Source organism: Streptomyces sp. NBC_01485 (assembly GCF_036227125.1).
GTDB lineage: Bacteria > Actinomycetota > Actinomycetes > Streptomycetales > Streptomycetaceae > Streptomyces.
In genome coordinates this window covers 8,562,528-8,581,314 of sequence record NZ_CP109435.1, presented here as the reverse complement: position 1 = coordinate 8,581,314, position 18,787 = coordinate 8,562,528, and the positions used below count along the sequence as shown (strand labels likewise).

Sequence of the window (18,787 nt, the reverse complement as noted above, 5' to 3'; positions counted from 1 at the left end):
CGATCTTCATTAGATGCCCTGGGCATCTATAGGACGACACGCAGTTCGGCCAGATCGACGAATCGGGCGATCCGGCCGGAATCATTCGCTCCGATGCACTGTTCCGAGGCCGCCGGCAGACGCGGGCCGACCACGGGAAAACCAGTTGCCGACGGCGGCTCGCCACCCGCAGGATCCGGCCATGTCCCCACGCGATGCCCACCTGCCGCCGCCGTCCGCCGCCACCCTTCCGGCGCGGATCCAGCAGCAGCCCGGCCGGAACCGGAGGCCCGATCCCGCGCGACCGTGACGGCCGCGCTCGTCGCGGGCCTGGTCGCGGGCTACGGCATCGCCGTGCCCGTCGGCGCGGTCGCGACCTACCTCGTCTCCCTCACCGCCCGCACCTCCCTGCGCACCGGCGGGTGCGCCGCGCTCGGCGTCGCCACCGCGGACGGGCTCTACGCCCTGCTCGCCGCGGTCGGCGGCGCGGCCGTCGCCGCCGCGCTGCGGCCGGTGCTGACGCCGCTGCGCTGGGCCTCGGCCCTGGTCCTGCTGGCGCTGGCCGCACGGGGCGCGGCGACGGCGATCCGCGAGCACCGCGCCCACCGGCTCACCACCCGTTCCGCGCCGCCCCCGCCGAGCCCGGCCCGGGCCTACCTGAGCCTGCTCGGCATCACCCTCCTGAACCCGGCGACCGTGGTCTACTTCGCCGCGCTGGTACTCGGCTCCGGCGCCACCGATTCCGTACGGCCCCTGGAACAGGGCGTGTTCGTGACGGCCGCCTTCGCCGCGTCCGCGAGCTGGCAGGTGCTGCTCGCCGGGGGCGGTGCTCTGCTGGGCCGGGCGCTGACCGGTCGCCGGGGCCGGCTGGTGACGGCGCTCGTGTCGAGCGCGGTGATGACGGTGCTGGCCGTACGGATGCTCACGTAGGCGCGCGAGGTGTGCCCGTGGTACGGATGAATGACGCGGGTACCGGTGTTGAAGCAGAATGCGAGCCGGACGGACGCGCCACGCACGAGCCGACGAGCGGACGGTACGGCGACGCACGGCGACGTGAAGACATGTCGGCACGACGCGACACGACACGGAACAAGGGGACGGATGCCATGCCTTTGGAAGGCGAGTACGAACCCAGCCCGACGCAGTGGGTGCGCGAACAGGTGGAGCGGTACGAGCGCTCCGGCGGCACCGAGGCGACGACGCTGATGGACACGGGACTGCCGGTCATCCTGCTGACGACCCGGGGCGCGAAGAGCGGGAAGATCCGCAAGACGCCGCTCATGCGGGTCGAACACGACGGACGGTACGCCCTGGTCGCCTCCCTGGGCGGGGCGCCGAAGCATCCGGTCTGGTACCACAACGTCCAGGCCGATCCTCAGGTGGAACTCCAGGACGGGCCGCGGAAGCAGGACATGACGGCCCGGGAGGTCACCGGCGCGGAGAAGGCCGAGTGGTGGGAGCGCGCGGTCGCCGCGTTCCCGACGTACGCCGACTACCAGAAGAAGACGGACCGGGAGATCCCGGTGTTCGTCGTGGAGCCGGACGCCGGCGACTGAGCGGACGAGACCCCTCCGGGGATCCCGTAGAAAAATCTGCCGCGGGTGCGCATGAACGGGTGCGCACCGGGCACTCGAAAGTCAGGCCCCGCCGCGCTCCCCCGTCGCGGCGGGGCTTTCTTGTGCGTCCCACCGCGCCGTACACCGTGCCGACCGCCGAAATCTGGGAACGCGGTCATGAGGAGCGGCAGGATGCGCACGAGCAGCGGGAGGAACCATGAGCGGCGGGGGCGACGGCAACAGCGCGTACGGACACACGGCGTTCAAGCGGTCCAGGAGTCACTTCACCGACCGGATCACCGCGGACGGCGGGGACGGCTGGCCGGCGGTGGCCGGCCGCTACCGTCTGGTGGTCAGCCGGGCCTGTCCCTGGGCGAGCCGGGCGGTGATCTCCCGGCGGCTCCTGGGGCTGGAGGACGCGCTGTCGATGGCGATCGCCGACCCGATCCAGGACGACCGGAGCTGGCGCTTCACCCTCGACCCGGGCGGCCGCGATCCGGTCCTCGGCATCCGGTATCTCAGCGAGGCGTACGACAAGCGGGAAGCCGGACATCCCGGCGGGGTCAGCGTCCCGGCGGTCGTGGACGTGCCCAGCGGCGAGCTGGTGACCAACGACTACCAGCGGCTCACCCTCGACCTCGCCACCGAGTGGACGGCCCTGCACCGCCCCGGCGCCCCCGACCTCTACCCGGACGAGCGGCGCGACGAGATCGACACGGTCATGGCCGAGGTGTACGAGGACGTCAACAACGGGGTGTACCGGGCGGGTTTCGCAAGCGAGCAGGGCGCGTACGACGAGGCGTGTGCGGGTGTCTTCCGGCGGCTGGAGCTGCTGACGTCCCGGCTGGCCCGGCAGCGGTACCTGGTCGGCGACACGATCACCGAGGCGGACATCCGGCTGTTCACCACGCTGGTGCGCTTCGACGCCGTCTATCACGGCCACTTCAAGTGCAACCGCTGGAAGGTGACGGAGAACCAGGTGCTGTGGGCGTACGTCCGGGACCTCTTCCAGACGCCGGGCTTCGGTGACACGGTCGACTTCGACCACATCAAGCGGCACTACTACCGGGTGCACACCGGCATCAACCCGACCCGGATCGTCCCCCTCGGCCCGGACCTGGCCGGCTGGCGCGCCCCGCACCACCGCGAGGAACTCGGCGGCCGGCCGTTCGGCGACGGGACCCCGCCCGGCGCGGTGCGCGCGGACGAGGAGGTTCCGCCGGGCGGACGGCCCTGAGCAGCTCCCTGAGAGATCCCCTGGGAATCCCGCCTCGGCCTCAGCCCTGTTTCGGTGCCGTTGAGGGTTCGCGGCGGAGGGTGAAGGAGTGGCCGGACGGGTCGGCGTAGCCCCGCTCCTCCTGCGGGCCGGGGGCGCCCTTGGTCTCCAGGGGACGGCCGCCCAGGCCCACGACCCGGCGTTCCACCTCGTCGAGGTCGTCGACCAGGAAGTCCAGGTGGGCCTGGAGCGCGTTCTCGGGGCGCGGCCAGCTCGGCGGGGTCGCGTTCACGTCACGCCGGAAGGCGAGGCGGGTGCCGTCGGCGCCCCGGATCTCCACCCGGTTGGCGCTCATGTCGATCTCCTCGGCGTCCAGCAGCCCCTTGTAGAACTCGGCGAGTTTCTCGGGCTCGGCACAGTCGAGCACCACGACGCCTGCTTTCACCAATGCCATGTCGTCTTCTCCTCCGCGAGGTCCGGCCGGGGCGAGCGCGTCCCGTCCCCGGACCTTGCGGATACCCCGGTTTCAGTCGGCCACCAGCCACTGCCCGTCCCGCATCAGCTCCCGCCCCTGGAGTTCGTCGGCCTCACGCCAGGCCTGGATCCGGCGCGGCAGGATGCGGAAGTACAGGTAGGGCGCGGACAGTTCGCGCGGGTCGAAGCCGGTCTTGCCCGCGAAGATCTCGGCGTCCTCCTCCGGCAGCTCGGCGGGCGGCACGGCCGCGGCCGTCCCCTCGATCATCACGACGTCCCGCGTCGGCCCGACGCCGACCCGCGCGACCCCGGTGGCCAGCAGGTTGCGGCCGGTGGGGCTGGTGGCGGGGGTGGCCAGGAGCAGGGTCGCGCCGTCCCACACGAAGGACAGCGGAACCAGGTGGGGAACCGGACCGTCCTCGGCGGCCGTGGCGACCCACGCGTCGACGTCCTGCTCCAGCCGACGGAGAGTATCGGTCTTGCGCTGCTGCACGGTACGTGCGGGTACTGGCGTCATACCTCCAGTGTGGCCCGGAGACGGCGACTGGACTTCTTGGACAGGTGTCCCGCTATAGTGGACACCCGTCCAAGAAGTTGAGGGAGAACATGGAAATCCTGGCGAACATACTGGTCGTGCTCGTGGCCGCGCTGCATCTCTACATCCTGGTGATGGAGATGTTCCTGTGGCAGAAGAAGCAGGGGATGTCCTTCCACGGCCTCGACGCGGAGATGGCGAAGCGGACCGCCGCGATGGCCGCCAACCAGGGGCTCTACAACGGCTTCCTCGCGGCCGGCCTGGTGTGGGGGCTGGTCGCGGCCGACCCGACCGGGTTCCGGGCGCAGGTGTTCTTCCTGTCCTGCGTGATCGTCGCGGGCGTGTACGGCGCGGCCACGGCGAACCGCAAGATCCTGTTCGCCCAGGCCCTGCCCGGCGCGCTCACCCTGGCCGCCGTCCTGATCGCGCAGTGACGCGCGGCGAGCCCGAGGACCCGCGGGCGGCCCGCACCCGGGCGAGGCTGCGCGCCGCGCTGCTCCAGGAGTGCGCCGAGCGCCCGTTGGAGGAGGTCGGCGTCGCCGCGCTGGTGCGGCGGGCCGGCGTGGGCCGGGCCACCTTCTACGTGCACTACCCCGACCTGGAGGCCCTCGCCGTCGACGCCTGCGCGGACGTCGTCCGGGAGGCCGTGGAGGCGCTGCACGCCTGGCAGGGGCGACCGGGGCGACCGGACCCGGTGCGGGCGCCGGCCGCGCTGGCGGAGTTCTTCGGCTCGCTGACCCCGCACACCGCCCTGTACCGCGCCCTGCTGACGCCGGGCGGCGGCGGGCCGCTCGGCCGGGTGCTGCACCGGGACCTGCGGGCCTACAGCCTGCGCGAGCGGCAGCGGGCCGGAGCGGCGGACGCACCCCTGATCGCCTCTGCCGTCGCCGCCACGTTCGCCGGGGTGCTGGCCGACTGGCTGCACGGCGATCTCGACGGCACGCCCGGTGAAATCGCCGACCAGGTATGGCAGTTACTCGTCACGCTGCACGCGAGCCGCTGAGCCGGACCTCACTTGCAGCGTCAGGGCATGGCCCACGGCGAGAACGGCGTGGGCCGGTGCCGCCCGAGGTGTGCAGGCTCGGCGGCACCGGCCGGACCGCCGGAGAGCAGGCCCCGACGGCAGCGCTGACGGTTCGTCAGAAGGTCAGAACGGGCTTGATGGTCTTGCCCGCCTTCATGTCCCGCACCGCCTGGTCGATGTCCGCGAACGGATACGTGCCGATCAGGCGGTCCAGCGGGAGCCGCCCTTCCTTGACGAGCTTGACGAGCGCCGGGATGAAACTCTGCGTCTCGACGTCGCCGAGGGTGAGGCCGACGACCCGCTTGCCGCCCAGCAACCCGTTGACGTCCAGGGCGACTTCGCTGCCGAAGGGCGGTGCGCCCACGACGACGAGGGTGCCGCGGGCGGCGAGCGCGTCGACGCCCTGGCGCAGGACGGTCGTGTTGCCCGTGGTCTCCACGATGCCGTCGGCGCCCTGCCCGCCGGTGATCACCGCGATGGCGTCACCGAGGGCGGCCTGACTGGCGTCGACGGTGTGGGTGGCGCCCAACTCCTTTGCCAGTTCGAGGCGTTCGGCGACCCTGTCGACGGCGATGATCGTGGTGGCCGGGCTGAGCGCGGCCGCCATGACGGCCGACAGACCGACGGCTCCGGCGCCCAGGACGACGATCGTGCTGCCGGTCTCCGGCTTCAGCACGTTCCAGACGGCGCCGACACCGGTCTGGACTCCGCAGCCCAGCGGGGCTATCGACGCCAGCGGTACGTCCGGGTCGACCTTGACGAGGCTGCGCTCGTCGACCAACGCCCGCTCGGCGAAGGACGACTGGCCGAAGAAGTGGCCGCCGAGGTCCTCGCCGTCCCGGCTGATGGTGCTGGTGCCGTCGGCGCGACGGCCGCCGAGGAGGTTCAGCGGCAGCCAGGTCGCGCAGTAGGCGGGGTGGCCGCCCTGACAGTTGCGGCAGTCGCCGCAGGAGGTGAAGGACAGCACGACGTGATCGCCGGGGACGACCCCGGTGACGGCCGAACCGACCGCCTCCACGACGCCTGCGCCCTCGTGGCCGAGAACTCCGGGCAGCGGGAACGGCAGTCCGCCGCTCGCCACGCCGAGGTCGGTGTGACACACCCCGGCCGCCACCAGACGGACCAGCGCCTCGTGCGGCGCGGGGTCGTCGAGGACGACGTCGGAGAGGGTGAAGGGGGCTCCGCCGGACTCGACGACGGCGGCGCGTGTGGTGGTGGACATCGGTTGAACTCCCTTTGTTCCTACAGGTGTTCCCACAGGTGTTCCTACAGGCGGTCCCATAGGTGTTCCTGCAGGCGTTGCCACAGGCTTGCTTGCCGGCGTGCTCAGTCGAGCGAGATGACGACGGACTTGACCTTGGTGTACGAGTGGAGCGCCTCGGGGCCGTACTCGCGGCCGAACCCGGAGTCCTTGACGCCGCCGAAGGGGACGGCGGGATCGAGCATCGCCCAGTCGTTGACCCAGACGATGCCCGCCTGGAGGCGGTCGGCGACGCGGTGGGCGCGGGCCAGGTTGCCGGTCTGGACACCCGAAGCCAGGCCATACGGCGTGGAGTTGGCCAGGGCGACGGCCTCGTCCTCGGTGTCGAAGGGCTGGACCGTGAGGACCGGGCCGAAGATCTCCTCCTGGACGACCCGGGAGTCGTTGGCGAGGTCGGCGATGACGGTGGGCTTGTAGTAGTAGCCGCCGTCGAGGTCGAGGCGCTCGCCGCCGCAGACGATGCGGGCGCCCTCCTTGCGGGCGAGGTCGACGTACTCCTCGACCTTGCGCAGGTGCTTCTCCCCCGCCATCGGGCCGACGACGGTCTCCACGGCGCGCGGGTCGCCGATGGGCACGCCGGGGACGGCGTCGGCGAGGATGTTGAGCAGGGTGCTGTAGACCGGGCGGGCCACCAGCAGGCGCGGGCCGCCCATGCAGAACTGGCCGGAGTTGAAGACGAAGCCCTTGATGACCGCGCCGACGGCCTTCTCCAGGTCGGCGTCCTCGAAGACGATGTGCGCCGCGTTGCCGCCGAGCTCCATGGTGACCGGCTTCAGGTTCTCGCCCGCGATGCTCGCCGCGTGCCGGCCGATCGCGGTGGAGCCGGTGAAGGCGATCTTGTCGACGCCCGGGTGGCGCAGCAGCGCCTCGCCGACGACCGCACCGGCGCCGGTGACGACGTTGACGACGCCGTCGGGGACACCGGCGCGCTGGAACAGTCCCGCCATGTACAGGGCGCTGAGCGGGGTCTCGTCGGCGGGCTTGTGGACGACCGTGTTGCCGGCGGCGAGGGCCGGGGCGATCTTCGAACCGGCCAGGATCAGCGGGAAGTTGAACGGGGTGATCGCGGCGACCACACCGATCGGGCCGCGCCTGGTGTAGGCGAGCGCGTTCATGGGAGTGTCGCGGTTCGCGCCCTCCAGGCTGAAGGCGAGGGTGGCGAAGTACTCGTAGTCGTTGGCCGAGTTGGTGACGTCGACCGCGTGGGCCAGCGTGATCGGCTTGCCGACGTCGAGGCTCTCCAGCCGGGCGATCTCGTCGGCCTCCGCGCGGATCAGCTCCGCCACCCGGAGCAGGACCCTGCCGCGCTCACGGCCGCTGAGGCCGGACCACTGCCCGGAGTCGAAGGCCTCCCGTGCGGCCTGTACCGCCGCGTCCACGTCGGCGGCGCCCGCCTCCGCGACGGTGGTGACGACCGTGCCCCGGGACGGGTCGACCACCTCGGTCCGCGCTCCGTCCGCGGCCTCGCGCCACTGTCCCCCGATGAACAGTCGACCGGGGTCGATCTCGAACGTGGTCATCACCACTCCTCAGCATCGTCGCCAAGATTTAAACCAACAGGATTCCTGCTGGTTCGCAGTCTCATTACAGACAGGTTTCCTGTCAATGGTCTACGCTCGGGCCCATGGCCGGCATCCACACAACCAAGGCAGCAGCTTCGGCACCTCAGTCTCACAAGACACCACCGTCCCTGCTCTACATGGTGAAGCAGGTGGAGCTGGTCGCGCGATCCCACCTGGACGAACTGGTGAAACCGTCCGGGATCACGGCACTGCAGTACACGGCCCTCACCGTACTGGAGCGGCACGACGGCCTCTCGGCAGCGCAGCTGGCCCGGGACTCCTTCGTCACCGCCCAGTCCATCGCCGACCTGGTGCGCACCCTGGAGCGGCGCGGCCTGATCCGCCGGGTGCGCAATCCGCGCAACAGGCGCGAGCTGCTGATCCTGCTCACCGAGGAGGGGCGCGAGCTGCTCGACCGGCATGCCGAGCCGGTGCGGGAGCTGGAGCAGCGGATGGTGCGGGAGCTCACTCCACACCAGACGGAGCAGTTGCGCACAGCCCTCTCCAAGGCGTGGCACGCGCTGTCGTAGGCTCCCGCCGCCCCCTCTGCACACCGCGGGTTGCATTTCGAAGACATATGTCAATCGAACATGCTGGAATTCACTCGATCGGGGGTAACTTGCTCGGGCGGGGAACTGCTGCGTGCTCCCCGGCCGTTGGAGGCTCCCGACCGGTGGAGCGGGTTGGAGACGATGACGTCGTGCAGCAGAAACCCACGGCGGACACCCCGCACCTGCAGGTCCGCCAGGACCGGGGGTACACGGTGCTGGAGTTCCGCGGCGAGATCGACATCGTCGCGGCCACGGAGATCGGCCCGCTCCTCGACGACGCGACCGCCGGTCACGCCCCGCGGATCGTGATCGACCTGACCCGGATCGAGTTTTTCGACTGCTCCGGGCTGCGGCTGCTGTACCGGGCGCACGGCCGGGTCCTCGGCCACGGCGGGCGACTGCACCTCGTCTGCGCCCATCCGCTCACCCTGCGGATCCTGCGGACCACCGGGCTGACGCGGCTGCTGCCGCCCGCCACGACCCTGGACGCGGCCCTGGCCCGCCCCGAGGCCACGTCCGGCACGTTATGAGCTTCCCTCTCGACCTTGCATCACAGCCCTCCATCACGGCCTTCCCCGCTCTTCACTCCATTCGCCGCGCGCCCCGTCGAACAGCGCGCTGACGGACTCGCCGTTGTGGATGCGGCGCACGGCCTCCGCGAGGGCGGGCGCGATGGACAGGATCCGCAGCTTGTCGGTGTGCTCCTCGACGGGCACCGGAACAGTGTTGGTGCACACGATCTCCAGCACGTCGGGCTGCTCGTCGAGCCGCTTGAGAGCGCCGGCCGCGAACAGGCCGTGCGTGCACGCCACGCGTATCGAGCGCGGCTCCAACTCCCTGAGCCGGTCGAGGAGTTCGAGGACGGTACTGCCCTTGGCGATCTCGTCGTCGAGAACGATCACGTCCCGCCCGGCGACCTCGCCGATGACGGCGCTGATGCTGACCCGGTCGTCGGCGTACCGCTGCTTGGCGCCCGCCGCCACCTGGGCGCCGATCATCCGGGCGAAGGCGGCGGCCTCCTTGGCGTTGCCGAGGTCCGGCGAGACGACGGTGGTGCGGGTGAGGTCGTAGCGGCGGAAGTGGGCGGCCAGTTCCCGGTGTGCGTGCAGGTGGTCGACGGGCATCGAGAAGAAGCCGTGCACCTGGGGCGAGTGCAGGGTCATCGCGAGGACGCGGTGCACGCCGGCCGCCGCCATCAGGTCGGCGACCAGGCGTCCGCCCAGGGAGATCCGGGGCGCGTCCTTCTTGTCGGAGCGGGCGTAGGAGTAGTGCGGCATGACGACGGTGATCCGGCCCGCCGACGCCCCGCGGGCCGCGTCGCACATCAGCAGCAGCTCGACGAGGTGCTCCTGCACGGGCCGGACGAGGGGCTGGACCAGGAAGACGTCCCGCTCCCGGCAGTTCGCCTGGAGCTGGACCTCCAGGCAGTCGTTGGCGAACCTGCTGAGGCGGGTGGGGCTCAGGGGGACGCCGAGGTGGGCACAGACCTCGGCGGCCAGCTCGGGGTGGGCACTGCCGCTGAACACGGAGATGTCTCGCACGATCGGCTCCTCGCTGATCATGTCCGGCTGGGGGCGCGGAGCTCTCATGCTACGGACCACGCCCGTTTCGCCCACTTTCAGAAGTGCCCCGGAGCCCCCGTGACCCACGGAGTCCCGGGAGCACCCGGCACCCCCTGAGCCCGTCGGACACGGATCGGCCAACCGGGTGAACCGGCCTTGCGTGGCCTGCGGGCGCTCCAGCGGGCCGGGGCCGACGCCCTCGTCCGGCAGGTTCCAGTAGCCGCCGGGCGAGCGTGAAGGTGCACGTCGGGTGGGGTTCTGGACGAGGTGGGTCCGCGTGAACGCGTGGAGGCGGGCCGGTGATCGTCCGTGACCGCTGCGGAACTTCCTGTCACAGGTCGCCGACAAGGCGGTCTGACAAGGGTATTGGCGGGCATCCGGTCAGCAGGAAGGAGGGCCGTCCGCATGACGACTTCCATCAAGCCCGACAAGCCCACCAAGCGGATCCCCCAGCGGATGCCCGGCTGGGCCAAGGTGCTCACCGCCGTCGTGGTCGTGCTCGTCGTGATGTTCGCCGGGATCCGGCTCAGCCTGCTGCCGGGACTGCGTGACTTCTTCGGCACCGAGACCCACGACCGCTCGGGCCCAGCCCTGCTCAAGTCCATCAAGGACATGAGCCGCTACGACGCAGCCTCCGGCAACTTCCAGGTCGTCGTGGATCTGGAGAAGGACGCCAAGTACCTCCCCGACGCGATCCGCGGCACCCGCACCCTGTACGTCGGGGCGGGCACCGTGGACGCCTACGTCGACCTCGGCAAGGTCGGCGACAAGGACGTGACGGTCAACGCCGACCGCACCTCGGCCACGCTCCGGCTCCCGCACGCCCTGCTCGGCACACCGGCGCTCGACCCCGACCGCTCCTACGCCGTCTCCAAGCAGCGCGGTCTCCTCGACCGCCTCGGCGACCTCTTCTCGGACAACCCCAACGGTGAACAGGCCGTGCAGAAGCTCGCGGTCCGGCACATCGGCGAGGCGGCGAAGGAGAGCGAACTGACCGCGCGCGCCGAGTCCAACACCACCGGCATGCTCCAGGGGCTGCTGCACTCCCTCGGCTTCAAGGAGGTGAAGGTGGCCTACGGCACCTGATCTCCTCACCACACAGGGAAGTTGAAGCCCGGAGGACCGCATGGCCCGTGCCGCCTTACGTCCACGTACCCTGTTCCGCTCGCGCGCCGCAAAGCCCGAGGAGCCCACCCCACCGACCAAACCGAAGAGCGACAAAAGTGCCGGCGCGAAGAAGTCGTCGCGCGCCGAGCGGCGGCCGTTGCCGTTCCCGCTGCGGCTGCTGGCGATGCTGTTCGCCTTCGCCTTCATGGTGGCGTTCGCCGTCGTGCTCGCCCGGCTCACACTGGAACCGTCGCCCGCCTCCGTGTCGCTGGTGCACACCAACCTGCGTCCGGGCGACTCGCTGCGGGCCTACCTGGACCAGCCCGCACTGCGCGACGCCGTGAAACAGATCGGCGGGAACCTGCTGCTCGGCGTGCCCTTCGGGATCCTCGTGCCGGTCGTCGCACCCCGGACGCGCGGGGTGCTGCGGGTGCTGCTGCTGACGGCGGCGGTCATGCTGCTGGTGGAGTTCGCCCAGGGCGCGCTGGTGACCGGGCGCGCCTTCGACATCGACGACGTCATCCTCAACACCACGGGCGCCCTGATCGGTTACCTGCTCCTGGGGCGCAGGGTCAGCCGCGCGGTGCACGCGCGGGAGCGGCGCCTGTGACGGGCGGGGGACAGGACAGGGCCCGTCGTCAGTGCGGCGCCCAGGTGTACCTGTCCCCGCCCACCCAGCGCACGACGTCCGGGTCGTCCAGGTCATGGACCGTGACGCCGAACGCGGCGGCGATCTCGAGGACGTCGGTGACGGCCCGCGCCTCCCCGACCACTTGGCCGTCGATTTCCACGATGCGGAACGGCGCCGGGGCCGGCTGCACTCCGAGCACCATGATCCGCGGGTGGGAGATACGAAGGCTCGCGATTTCGGTCATGACATAGAGGGTAAAACGCGACATACGCCTCCGTCGTGCGGTCCGCGCACGGGTGGGGAACCCTGGAGCCAGGAGGTGGCGATGGATCCCCTCGATGCTCTGGACCGGATCGCTTTCCTGCTGGAGCGGTCCCTGGCGCCGACCTACCGGGTGCGCGCCTTCCGTACCGCTTCCCGGGTACTGGCGCGGCTGCCCGCGGCGGAGGTCGAGCAGCGGGCGGCCGCCGGGACGCTGGAGTCGCTGAAGGGCGTCGGTCCGAAGACCGCCCAGGTGGTGCGCGAGGCGCTCGCCGGGCAGGTGCCGTCCTATCTGGAGACACTGGAGGGCGAGGCCGGACGGCCGCTCACCGACGGCGCGGGGTCCCGGCTGCGGGCGCTGCTGCGCGGGGACTGCCATGTCCACTCCGACTGGTCGGACGGCGGCAGCCCCATCGACGAGATGGGCCGGGCGGCCGCCGCGCTCGACCACGAGTGGACCGTGCTCACCGACCACTCGCCGCGCCTGACGGTCGCCCGCGGGCTGTCGCCCGACCGCCTGCGCCGGCAACTGGAGGAGGTCGAGGAGCTCAACGCGACCTGGGCGCCGTTCCGGCTGCTGACCGGCATCGAGTGCGACATCCTCGACGACGGGTCGCTGGACCAGGAGCCTGAGTTGCTGGAGCGGCTCGACGTGGTCGTCGTGTCCGTGCACTCCAAGCTGCGCATGGAGTCCCGTGCGATGACGCGCCGCCTGGTGAACGCCGTGCGCGACCCCCACGCGAACATCCTCGGCCACTGCACCGGGCGGCTGCGGGGCGGGCGGGGGCGGCCGGAGTCGGAGTTCGACGCGGACGAGGTGTTCGCGGCGTGCGCCGAGTCCGGTACGGCCGTGGAGATCAACAGCCGGCCCGAGCGGCTCGACCCGCCGCGCCGGCTGCTGCGCCGGGCCGTGGCGGCGGGCGCGTTGTTCTCGGTGGACACCGACGCCCACGCGCCCGGCCAGTTGGACTGGCAGATCCTGGGCTGCGCGCGGGCCGAGGAGTGCGAGGTGCCGGCGGAACGGATCGTGACGACCTGGCCGCTCGCCGAGCTGCTGGCCTGGACGCGGGAGGGACGGGTGCCGGCGGGCGTGGCAGGCACGGCGAGCCGCTGAGCGGCGGTCGGTCCTCGGTGTCGCACTTGACTTCGAGAGCACTCCAATTCGTAGCGTTCTCGTCATGAACCAGAGCGACACGAGCACAGACAAGAACAAGAGCACCAACACGGACACGGCCGGCGGCTTCACCGCACAGCACAAGATCGGCACGGGCTTCGGCGCCACGAGCACCGCCGACGAGGTCCTGCGGGGCATCGACCTGACCGGCAAGCTGGCCCTCGTCACCGGCGGGTACTCCGGTCTCGGACTGGAGACGACCCGCGCGCTGGCCACGGCCGGCGCCCACGTCGTCGTCCCCGCGCGCCGCCCGGAGGCCGCCCGCGAGAACCTCGCCGGTCTCGACGGCGTCGAGACGGACGAGCTCGACCTCGGCGACCTGGAGAGCGTGCGCGCCTTCGCCGACCGGTTCCTCGCCTCCGGCCGGACCATCGATTTCGTCATCGACAGCGCCGGGATCATGGCCTGCCCGGAGACCCGGGTCGGCCCCGGCTGGGAGGCCCAGTTCGCCACGAACCACCTCGGCCACTTCGCCCTCGTCAACCGGCTGTGGCCGGCGATCGAGCCCGGCGGCGCCAGGATCGTGTCCGTCTCCTCGCGGGCCCACCTCTTCTCGGGGATGCGCTGGGACGACGTCCAGTGGCGGCGGAGCTACGACAAGTGGGAGGCGTACGGGCAGGCCAAGACCGCGAACGTGCTGTTCGCCGTCCACCTGGACAAGCTGGCCCGCGACCGGGGCGTACGCGTCTTCGCCCTGCACCCCGGCGGCATCCTCACGCCCCTCCAGCGGCATATCCCCAAGCCGGAGATGGTGGAGCGCGGCTGGATCGACGAGGACGGCAACCCGCTCAACCCGGAGGGCTTCAAGACCCCCGAGCAGGGCGCGGCCACCCAGGTGTGGGCGGCGACGTCGCCGCAGTTGGCCGGGATGGGCGGCGTCTACCTGGAGGACTGCGACATCGCCGAGCCCGCGACGGACGGCGACCAGCGCTCCGGCGTCGAGGCCTGGGCGACGGACCCGGAGCAGGCGGCGCGGCTGTGGGAGCTGTCCGCCGAGCTGACGGGCGTGAACGCGTTCCCCGCACAGGGATAGTCCGCGTCACTCCCCCGTGCTGCCCCGCGCTGCCCCACCGCGAACTTCCGCAGGTCAGCGGCGGTCTACTGCTTCTACGGCTCCTCAGGCGGGCGGCTGGTCCGGGACGGGGTGGTCGGACTGGCCGCCGGTGTCCGCGCGCGGGGTGCCCTGGCGGCCGGTGCCCGCCTCACTCGATCTCGTCCAGCGCCGCTTCGAGCTGCGGGGCGACCACTTTACGTAGCGGCTGCCGTCCGTGAGGCGGAGCTCCTCGACGGTGTTGTACGTACCGCCGCCGAGCGGTGCGAGGTGGGCCAGGCGGTCGGGCGGGATGCCCGCCGCCTCCCACGCGTTCCGGGCCCGCGCCCAGGAGTCCGTCATCGTGCACCCACCCCTTCCTCTCGGCCCTCTGGCCTTCTCGGTCAGCCGGCCGCGTACACGTCCTCGGTGTAGCGACCGTCCGCGATCAGACCACCGAGCCATGCCTCGGCGGCAGCGTCGTCGGCACCGGGCGTGCGGTCCCGGTACAGGGTACGGAACGCGTCCCGCACGCCGGGGGCCATCCGCGAGCCGTCGCCGCACACGTACACCCGGGCTCCGTCGGCCAGCAGTCGCCAGACCTCGTCGGCCTCGGCGGCGATGCGGTGCTGGACGAACCGCATCCCGTCCTCGGGTGCCGCGCTGAAGACCGGGCGGAGCGAGACCGCTCCGGCGGTCTCGGCGGCGCGCAGCTCCTCCGCGTGCAGGAAGTCGGCGTCCGGGGCGTCGCAGCCGAAGTAGCAGACGGCGGGCGCGAGTTCGGTGCCGGCGGCGAGGGCGGCCGTGCGGTCGGCGACGGCGGCGCGGAACGGGGCGAGGCCGGTGCCGGCCGCCACCATGACCACGGGTGCGCGGTCGTCGATCCGGAAGTCCTCGCGGCAGGGCTGGACGCGGGCGTACACGGTGTCGCCCGGCGCGAGCCGGGCGAGGTGCCCGGAGCCGGTGCCCCGGTAGACGCCCTTGCCCGACCGGGCGGGCGCCTCCAGCAGGGAGACCATCAGGTCGGCGTGGCCGGGGTCGACGGCGGGCGAGGAGGAGAGGGAGTAGTGGCGGGGGCGCAGCGGGGTGAGGAGTTCGAGGAGTCGCGGCCAGTCGAGCGCGCCGCGCAGCGCCGGGAAGTCCTCGATCACCTCGACGAGGGTGCGCGGGTCGCCGTCAGGGAAGGCGGCGAGGGCCGCGCGTTCGGGCGGGCAGGGGTTGGCGGCGGCCAGCGCCGCGAGCTGACCGGCGTTCGGACGCTCCTGCAACTCGACGTGATGTGTGAAGAGTTGACGTACCGTCATGGGCCGGTCGACGGTGAGTCCGTCGCGGCGCGGGCGGGTGGCGCGGATGTCCAGGACGGTGTCGAGGTCGACGCCGAGGGCCGTGGCCGCGCGGTCGACGAGAGCGGGGTCGTTCGCCGGGAGCACGGTGAGGTGGTCGGCCGTGCGGTAGGTGACGCCCTCGGGCAGGGCCACGCGCAGGAACCGCTTACGGCGACGGTAGCCGGGGGCGGTGAGGTCGTACGCCTCGGTGACCTTCATCGGGACGAGACCGTGCCGGGCGGCGAGGGCGTCCAGCGGGCCGCCGGTGAGGGTGCGGACCTGGTAGGCGGTCGTGGGCTCGTCGGCGGGCCCGGTGGCAGCGGCGTCGGGGTCGCCGTAGCGCTCCAGGAGTGCGGTGCGCAGGCGGGCGGTGAACTCCCGTACGGCGCCGGGGAGATCGCCGGAGGCGTCGGCGGCGGTGCGGTCGGTGAGGCGGGCTGCGCCGAGTTCGGCGAGGCGGTCGTCGAGCCGGGTCGGGACGTGCTGGTAGGTGGCGGCCCAGTTGCGGTCGCCGACGCCCAGGACGGCGTAGGTGACCCCGGAGAGGTCGTGGGTCTCCTCCAGCCGGGCGGCGAAGGCGGTGGCGTCGTCGGTGGGGCGGCCGTTGTAGGAGGCGGCGGTGATGACGACCGGGCGGTCGGTGGGCAGGCCGCCGGCGTAGGCGTCCAGGGGCGCGACCTGCGTCTCGCAGCCGATCTCCCCGGCCTCGTCGGCGAGTTGGGCGGCGAACTCGCGGCAGGTGCCGTAGTTGCTGCCGTGCAGGAAGAGGGCGGAGGTCCCGGGGCGGACCCGGGCGGGGAGGGCACTGGTGTCGGCCGTCGGTGCGGTCTCCGTCCGTGCCACGCCCGGGAGTTGGGGGTGGACCCGGTCGGCGGGGGTGCGCGGGGTGAGCGTGAGGGTGAGGCCGTCGGGCTTGAGGGTGAGGGTCTCCTTCACCGCGAGCCGGTAGTCGGCGTGGTCGTGCGGGCGGTAGCGGTGGACGAGCATCGCCAGCAGCATCGTCGCCTCGTGCAGCGCGAACTGCCGTCCGATACAGGCGCGTTCACCGGTTCCGAACGGCTTGAAGGCGTGCACGGAACGGGCCGCCTCGGCTTCGGGCGTGAAGCGGGAGGGGTCGAACAGTTCGGGGTTGTCGCCCCAGACGGGCTGGCGGTGCAGCATCGGCGCGAGGACGACGACGGACTGCCCGGCCTTCAGCGGCACCCGCCCGCCGAGCACCGTGTCCTCGAGCGCCTGCCGGCTGAACGCGGCGGCCGTGGGCCACAGCCGCAGCGCCTCGTTGAGCACCTGCCGGGTGTAGGTCAGCCGGCCGACCTCGTCGTACGTCGGATCGGGGTCGGAGGTGTCGCCCCACAACGCGTCGACCTCGCGCTGGACGAGCTGGAGCGCGGTGGGGTGCTTGGCGAGGTAGTGCAGCGCGAACGACATGGCGCCGGAGGTGGTCTCGTGGCCCGCGATCAGGAAGGTGATGACCTGGTTGCGGATGTTGGTGGTGTCGAGGGTGGTGCCGTCGGCGGGGTGCTCGGCGGTGAGCATCAGCCCGAGGAGGTCGTCGGCGTCCGCGTCCGCGTTGGCACCACTGTCGGCACCGTCGTCGGCGCCCGAGGTGCGGGCGGCGATGACGTCGTCGACGACCCGGGCGAGATAGTCGGCGTCGGCCTTGAAGGCGGCGTCGGCGGCCGTGTAGTCGCCGCCCGGGATGCGGGCCAGGCGGGTCATGCTCCACTCCAGGCAGCGGACCATCGACTCGACGAAGGGGTGCGGCTCGTCCCGCTCGAACGACCCGAAGTCGTAGCCGAATCCGGCGAGTCCGATGGTGTCGAGGGTCATCCGGGTCATGTCGTCGGGCACGTTCACCGGCTGCCCGGCGCCGGCCGCGCCGTCCCAGGCGCCGATGAGGCGGCGGGCCACCTTCAGCATCACGGGGTGGTAGGCGCGCATCGAGCCGAGCGCGAAGGCCGGCATGAGGATGTCGTGCGCCTTCGCCCAGTTCGGCTCGTCGTTGTAGGCGGTGAACAGGCCGTCGGCGGCGAACTCCCGGACGTTCTCCAGGGCGGGCCCGACGTGCTTGGCGAACCGCCGCTCGTCGGCGAGGTCGGCGACCAGGTCCAGGTCGGCGACGAACAGGGTGTCCCGCCCGTGCAGCCGCCGCACGACCACCGGCCCGTGCTCCCGCATCAGCTCCATGGCCTGCTGGACGGGGGCGCCGCCGGGGCCGGTCACGGTGATGTCGACGACGGGGATCCCGGAGGCGCCGGGGATCTCTGAGCCGACGGGGAGAACATCCGGGGTGGACGGCGCGGTGGGGGACATGGCGCGACAACTGCCTTTCGCTGTACGGGGCGTACGGACGTACCGGGATCCAGCGTGATCCACCCGGGTGCGGGGGCCGTGCCGTCGCACTACACGTTCGTGCAGTGGGAAAGGTGCGTGAGGGGTTGCGGGGGCGCCCGGCGGTGGCTACCGGACCGACCTCGGCGGTTCACCGGGCGGGCGACTGCGGGTTGCCGGGCCGTCCGCGCCGGTTACTAGGCTGGCCGGATGACCACCGCCCCGACCGTGCTGTCCATCGCCCTGGACGAGACCCCGGATCCCGCGCTCCGCCCGCCGCCCGTGGCGGTGGCGGTGGCGGTGGCGGAGTTGTCACGGGCCGGCGGTCGCCCGGTCTGGCAGGAGTTCCTGGATCTGGACGAGTTCCTCACTGGTCTCGGCGAGGGCGCGGAACTGCGGCCGGCCCGGCAGGCGGCGCACCCCGTCCATGGGTGAGCGGGCGGAGCGGGACGCCGTGGTGTGGCGCAACCGTGCGCTGATGGTCTTCGACCGGGTGTCGGTACCGGTGGCGGTGTGCGATGTGTACGGCGCCGTGCTGCTGGCCAATCCGGCGATGGCCGCCGAGTGCGGGACGAGCCCGGGGCGGCTGCGCGGGCGGGAGGTGCTGGAGCTGTTCCGGCCGCAGGAGGAGACCCAGGTGAAGCGGATCGCCGAGGCACTGCGGCTGCGGCACCGCTCCCGCTACCAGGTGTCGGTGTGCTGGCAGGCGCCCGGCGGCGGGGAGCGGTACGGGGAGCTGACGGCGGACCCGGTGAGCGACAGCGTCGAGGAGACTCCCGCGCTGCTGGTGATGCTGCGCGTCCTCGGCGAACGCGCGCCCCGGGAGGCGGCTCCCCCGGTCCGGGTCACGCCGGTCGAGGCAAGGATCCTCGCGCTGCTCGCCGGCGGCGCCACCACGGCCCGCGCCGCCCGCGAGACCGGCCTCACCACGGACGGCGTGACCTACCACCTGCGGCGCCTGTCCGCCCGCTGGGACGCGGCCAACCGCACGGAACTGGTCGCCCGCGCCTACGCGTTGGGGGTACTGGCGGCGGGGGTGTGGCCGCCGGTGCCGGCCAGCGAGGAGTAGGTCGGTCTCGACCGGGACCCGGTAGTCGCCCGCGGTCACCCGGTGAAGGTGGATCAGGACGTCGTGGGTGGCCGCGTCGGCAGCGTCCGGTCGCACGCCTCTCCGCCCATGACCGCGCCGGGCCGCTGCCTGCCTGCCT

20 protein-coding genes and 1 pseudogene are annotated in these 18,787 nt (G+C 72.1%); 13 read left to right on the top strand and 8 right to left on the bottom strand.

What is annotated here, in order from left to right; genetic code table 11:
- Positions 1 to 285: 285 nt before the first annotated feature.
- The 3 genes from OG352_RS37575 (at position 286) to OG352_RS37565 (ending at position 2,772) form a co-directional block, all read left to right on the top strand.
- A complete protein-coding gene (locus OG352_RS37575; RefSeq protein WP_329223103.1) occupies positions 286 to 909 on the top strand; it encodes a LysE family transporter in 624 nt (207 codons plus the stop codon).
- 176 nt (positions 910 to 1,085) lie between these two features.
- On the top strand, positions 1,086 to 1,535 hold the full coding sequence (locus OG352_RS37570; protein WP_329223102.1) for a nitroreductase family deazaflavin-dependent oxidoreductase: 450 nt from the start codon (positions 1,086 to 1,088) through the stop codon (positions 1,533 to 1,535).
- Between the two features lie 217 nt (positions 1,536 to 1,752).
- Positions 1,753 to 2,772, top strand: coding sequence for a glutathione S-transferase family protein (locus OG352_RS37565; RefSeq protein ID WP_329223101.1), 1,020 nt, complete (start codon positions 1,753 to 1,755; stop codon positions 2,770 to 2,772).
- 40 nt (positions 2,773 to 2,812) lie between these two features.
- Here the strand turns inward: OG352_RS37565 and OG352_RS37560 are convergent, their stop codons facing one another.
- The gene (locus tag OG352_RS37560; protein ID WP_329223100.1) at positions 2,813 to 3,205 is read right to left on the bottom strand and encodes a VOC family protein; all 393 of its coding nucleotides are present in this window, start codon (positions 3,203 to 3,205) and stop codon (positions 2,813 to 2,815) included.
- Between the two features lie 72 nt (positions 3,206 to 3,277).
- On the bottom strand, positions 3,278 to 3,742 hold the full coding sequence (locus OG352_RS37555) for a pyridoxamine 5'-phosphate oxidase family protein (protein WP_329223098.1): 465 nt from the start codon (positions 3,740 to 3,742) through the stop codon (positions 3,278 to 3,280).
- Between the two features lie 89 nt (positions 3,743 to 3,831).
- On the opposite strand from OG352_RS37555, the gene OG352_RS37550 reads away from it, so the two are divergent.
- Together OG352_RS37550 and OG352_RS37545 are read left to right on the top strand one after the other, a co-directional pair.
- The gene (locus tag OG352_RS37550; RefSeq protein WP_329223097.1) at positions 3,832 to 4,194 is read left to right on the top strand and encodes a DUF1304 domain-containing protein; all 363 of its coding nucleotides are present in this window, start codon (positions 3,832 to 3,834) and stop codon (positions 4,192 to 4,194) included.
- Complete coding sequence (locus tag OG352_RS37545) at positions 4,191 to 4,763, top strand: TetR/AcrR family transcriptional regulator (protein WP_329223096.1); 573 nt, start codon at positions 4,191 to 4,193, stop codon at positions 4,761 to 4,763. The genes OG352_RS37550 and OG352_RS37545 overlap by 4 nt, the downstream gene beginning before the upstream one ends.
- Positions 4,764 to 4,899: 136 nt before the next feature.
- Here OG352_RS37545 and OG352_RS37540 read toward each other — a convergent pair whose 3' ends face one another.
- Positions 4,900 to 6,006 (bottom strand): NAD(P)-dependent alcohol dehydrogenase, encoded by a 1,107-nt coding sequence (locus tag OG352_RS37540; RefSeq protein WP_329223095.1) that lies wholly within the window; start codon positions 6,004 to 6,006, stop codon positions 4,900 to 4,902.
- A gap of 104 nt (positions 6,007 to 6,110) precedes the next feature.
- Positions 6,111 to 7,565 carry an aldehyde dehydrogenase family protein gene (locus OG352_RS37535; RefSeq protein WP_329223093.1) on the bottom strand — a complete coding sequence of 485 codons (1,455 nt, stop codon included), beginning with the start codon at positions 7,563 to 7,565 and terminating at the stop codon, positions 6,111 to 6,113.
- 179 nt (positions 7,566 to 7,744) lie between these two features.
- Between OG352_RS37535 and OG352_RS37530 the strand changes: the two genes are divergently transcribed.
- Together OG352_RS37530 and OG352_RS37525 are read left to right on the top strand one after the other, a co-directional pair.
- Entirely contained in the window at positions 7,745 to 8,137 is a 393-nt protein-coding gene (locus OG352_RS37530; protein WP_329223092.1) for a MarR family winged helix-turn-helix transcriptional regulator, read from the top strand.
- 170 nt (positions 8,138 to 8,307) lie between these two features.
- Positions 8,308 to 8,688, top strand: coding sequence for an anti-sigma factor antagonist (locus OG352_RS37525; RefSeq protein WP_329223090.1), 381 nt, complete (start codon positions 8,308 to 8,310; stop codon positions 8,686 to 8,688).
- A gap of 33 nt (positions 8,689 to 8,721) precedes the next feature.
- Here the strand turns inward: OG352_RS37525 and OG352_RS37520 are convergent, their stop codons facing one another.
- Positions 8,722 to 9,699 carry a ribose-phosphate diphosphokinase gene (locus tag OG352_RS37520; RefSeq protein ID WP_329223089.1) on the bottom strand — a complete coding sequence of 326 codons (978 nt, stop codon included), beginning with the start codon at positions 9,697 to 9,699 and terminating at the stop codon, positions 8,722 to 8,724.
- 426 nt (positions 9,700 to 10,125) lie between these two features.
- Here OG352_RS37520 and OG352_RS37515 point away from each other — a divergent pair, with 426 nt between their 5' ends.
- Complete coding sequence (locus OG352_RS37515; RefSeq protein ID WP_329223087.1) at positions 10,126 to 10,806, top strand: DUF4230 domain-containing protein; 681 nt, start codon at positions 10,126 to 10,128, stop codon at positions 10,804 to 10,806.
- 40 nt (positions 10,807 to 10,846) lie between these two features.
- Positions 10,847 to 11,437, top strand: coding sequence for a VanZ family protein (locus OG352_RS37510; RefSeq protein ID WP_329223085.1), 591 nt, complete (start codon positions 10,847 to 10,849; stop codon positions 11,435 to 11,437).
- Between the two features lie 28 nt (positions 11,438 to 11,465).
- Here OG352_RS37510 and OG352_RS37505 read toward each other — a convergent pair whose 3' ends face one another.
- Positions 11,466 to 11,702, bottom strand: a complete 237-nt coding sequence (locus OG352_RS37505) for a hypothetical protein (RefSeq protein ID WP_329223083.1) — start codon at positions 11,700 to 11,702, stop codon at positions 11,466 to 11,468.
- Positions 11,703 to 11,783: 81 nt separating this feature from the next.
- On the opposite strand from OG352_RS37505, the gene OG352_RS37500 reads away from it, so the two are divergent.
- Entirely contained in the window at positions 11,784 to 12,833 is a 1,050-nt protein-coding gene (locus OG352_RS37500; protein WP_329223082.1) for a PHP domain-containing protein, read from the top strand.
- Between the two features lie 64 nt (positions 12,834 to 12,897).
- Entirely contained in the window at positions 12,898 to 13,926 is a 1,029-nt protein-coding gene (locus OG352_RS37495; protein WP_329223080.1) for an SDR family NAD(P)-dependent oxidoreductase, read from the top strand.
- A 216-nt stretch (positions 13,927 to 14,142) separates the two neighbouring features.
- Here the strand turns inward: OG352_RS37495 and OG352_RS37490 are convergent.
- Positions 14,143 to 14,286, bottom strand: a pseudogene (locus tag OG352_RS37490) (aminoglycoside phosphotransferase family protein); the annotation flags it as partial.
- A gap of 41 nt (positions 14,287 to 14,327) precedes the next feature.
- The gene (locus OG352_RS37485) at positions 14,328 to 17,561 is read right to left on the bottom strand and encodes a cytochrome P450 (RefSeq protein ID WP_329223078.1); all 3,234 of its coding nucleotides are present in this window, start codon (positions 17,559 to 17,561) and stop codon (positions 14,328 to 14,330) included.
- 228 nt (positions 17,562 to 17,789) lie between these two features.
- Between OG352_RS37485 and OG352_RS37480 the strand changes: the two genes are divergently transcribed.
- A complete protein-coding gene (locus OG352_RS37480; protein WP_329223077.1) occupies positions 17,790 to 18,014 on the top strand; it encodes a hypothetical protein in 225 nt (74 codons plus the stop codon).
- Positions 18,007 to 18,648 carry a PAS domain-containing protein gene (locus OG352_RS37475; protein WP_329223074.1) on the top strand — a complete coding sequence of 214 codons (642 nt, stop codon included), beginning with the start codon at positions 18,007 to 18,009 and terminating at the stop codon, positions 18,646 to 18,648. The genes OG352_RS37480 and OG352_RS37475 overlap by 8 nt, the downstream gene beginning before the upstream one ends.
- Positions 18,649 to 18,787: the final 139 nt, after the last annotated feature.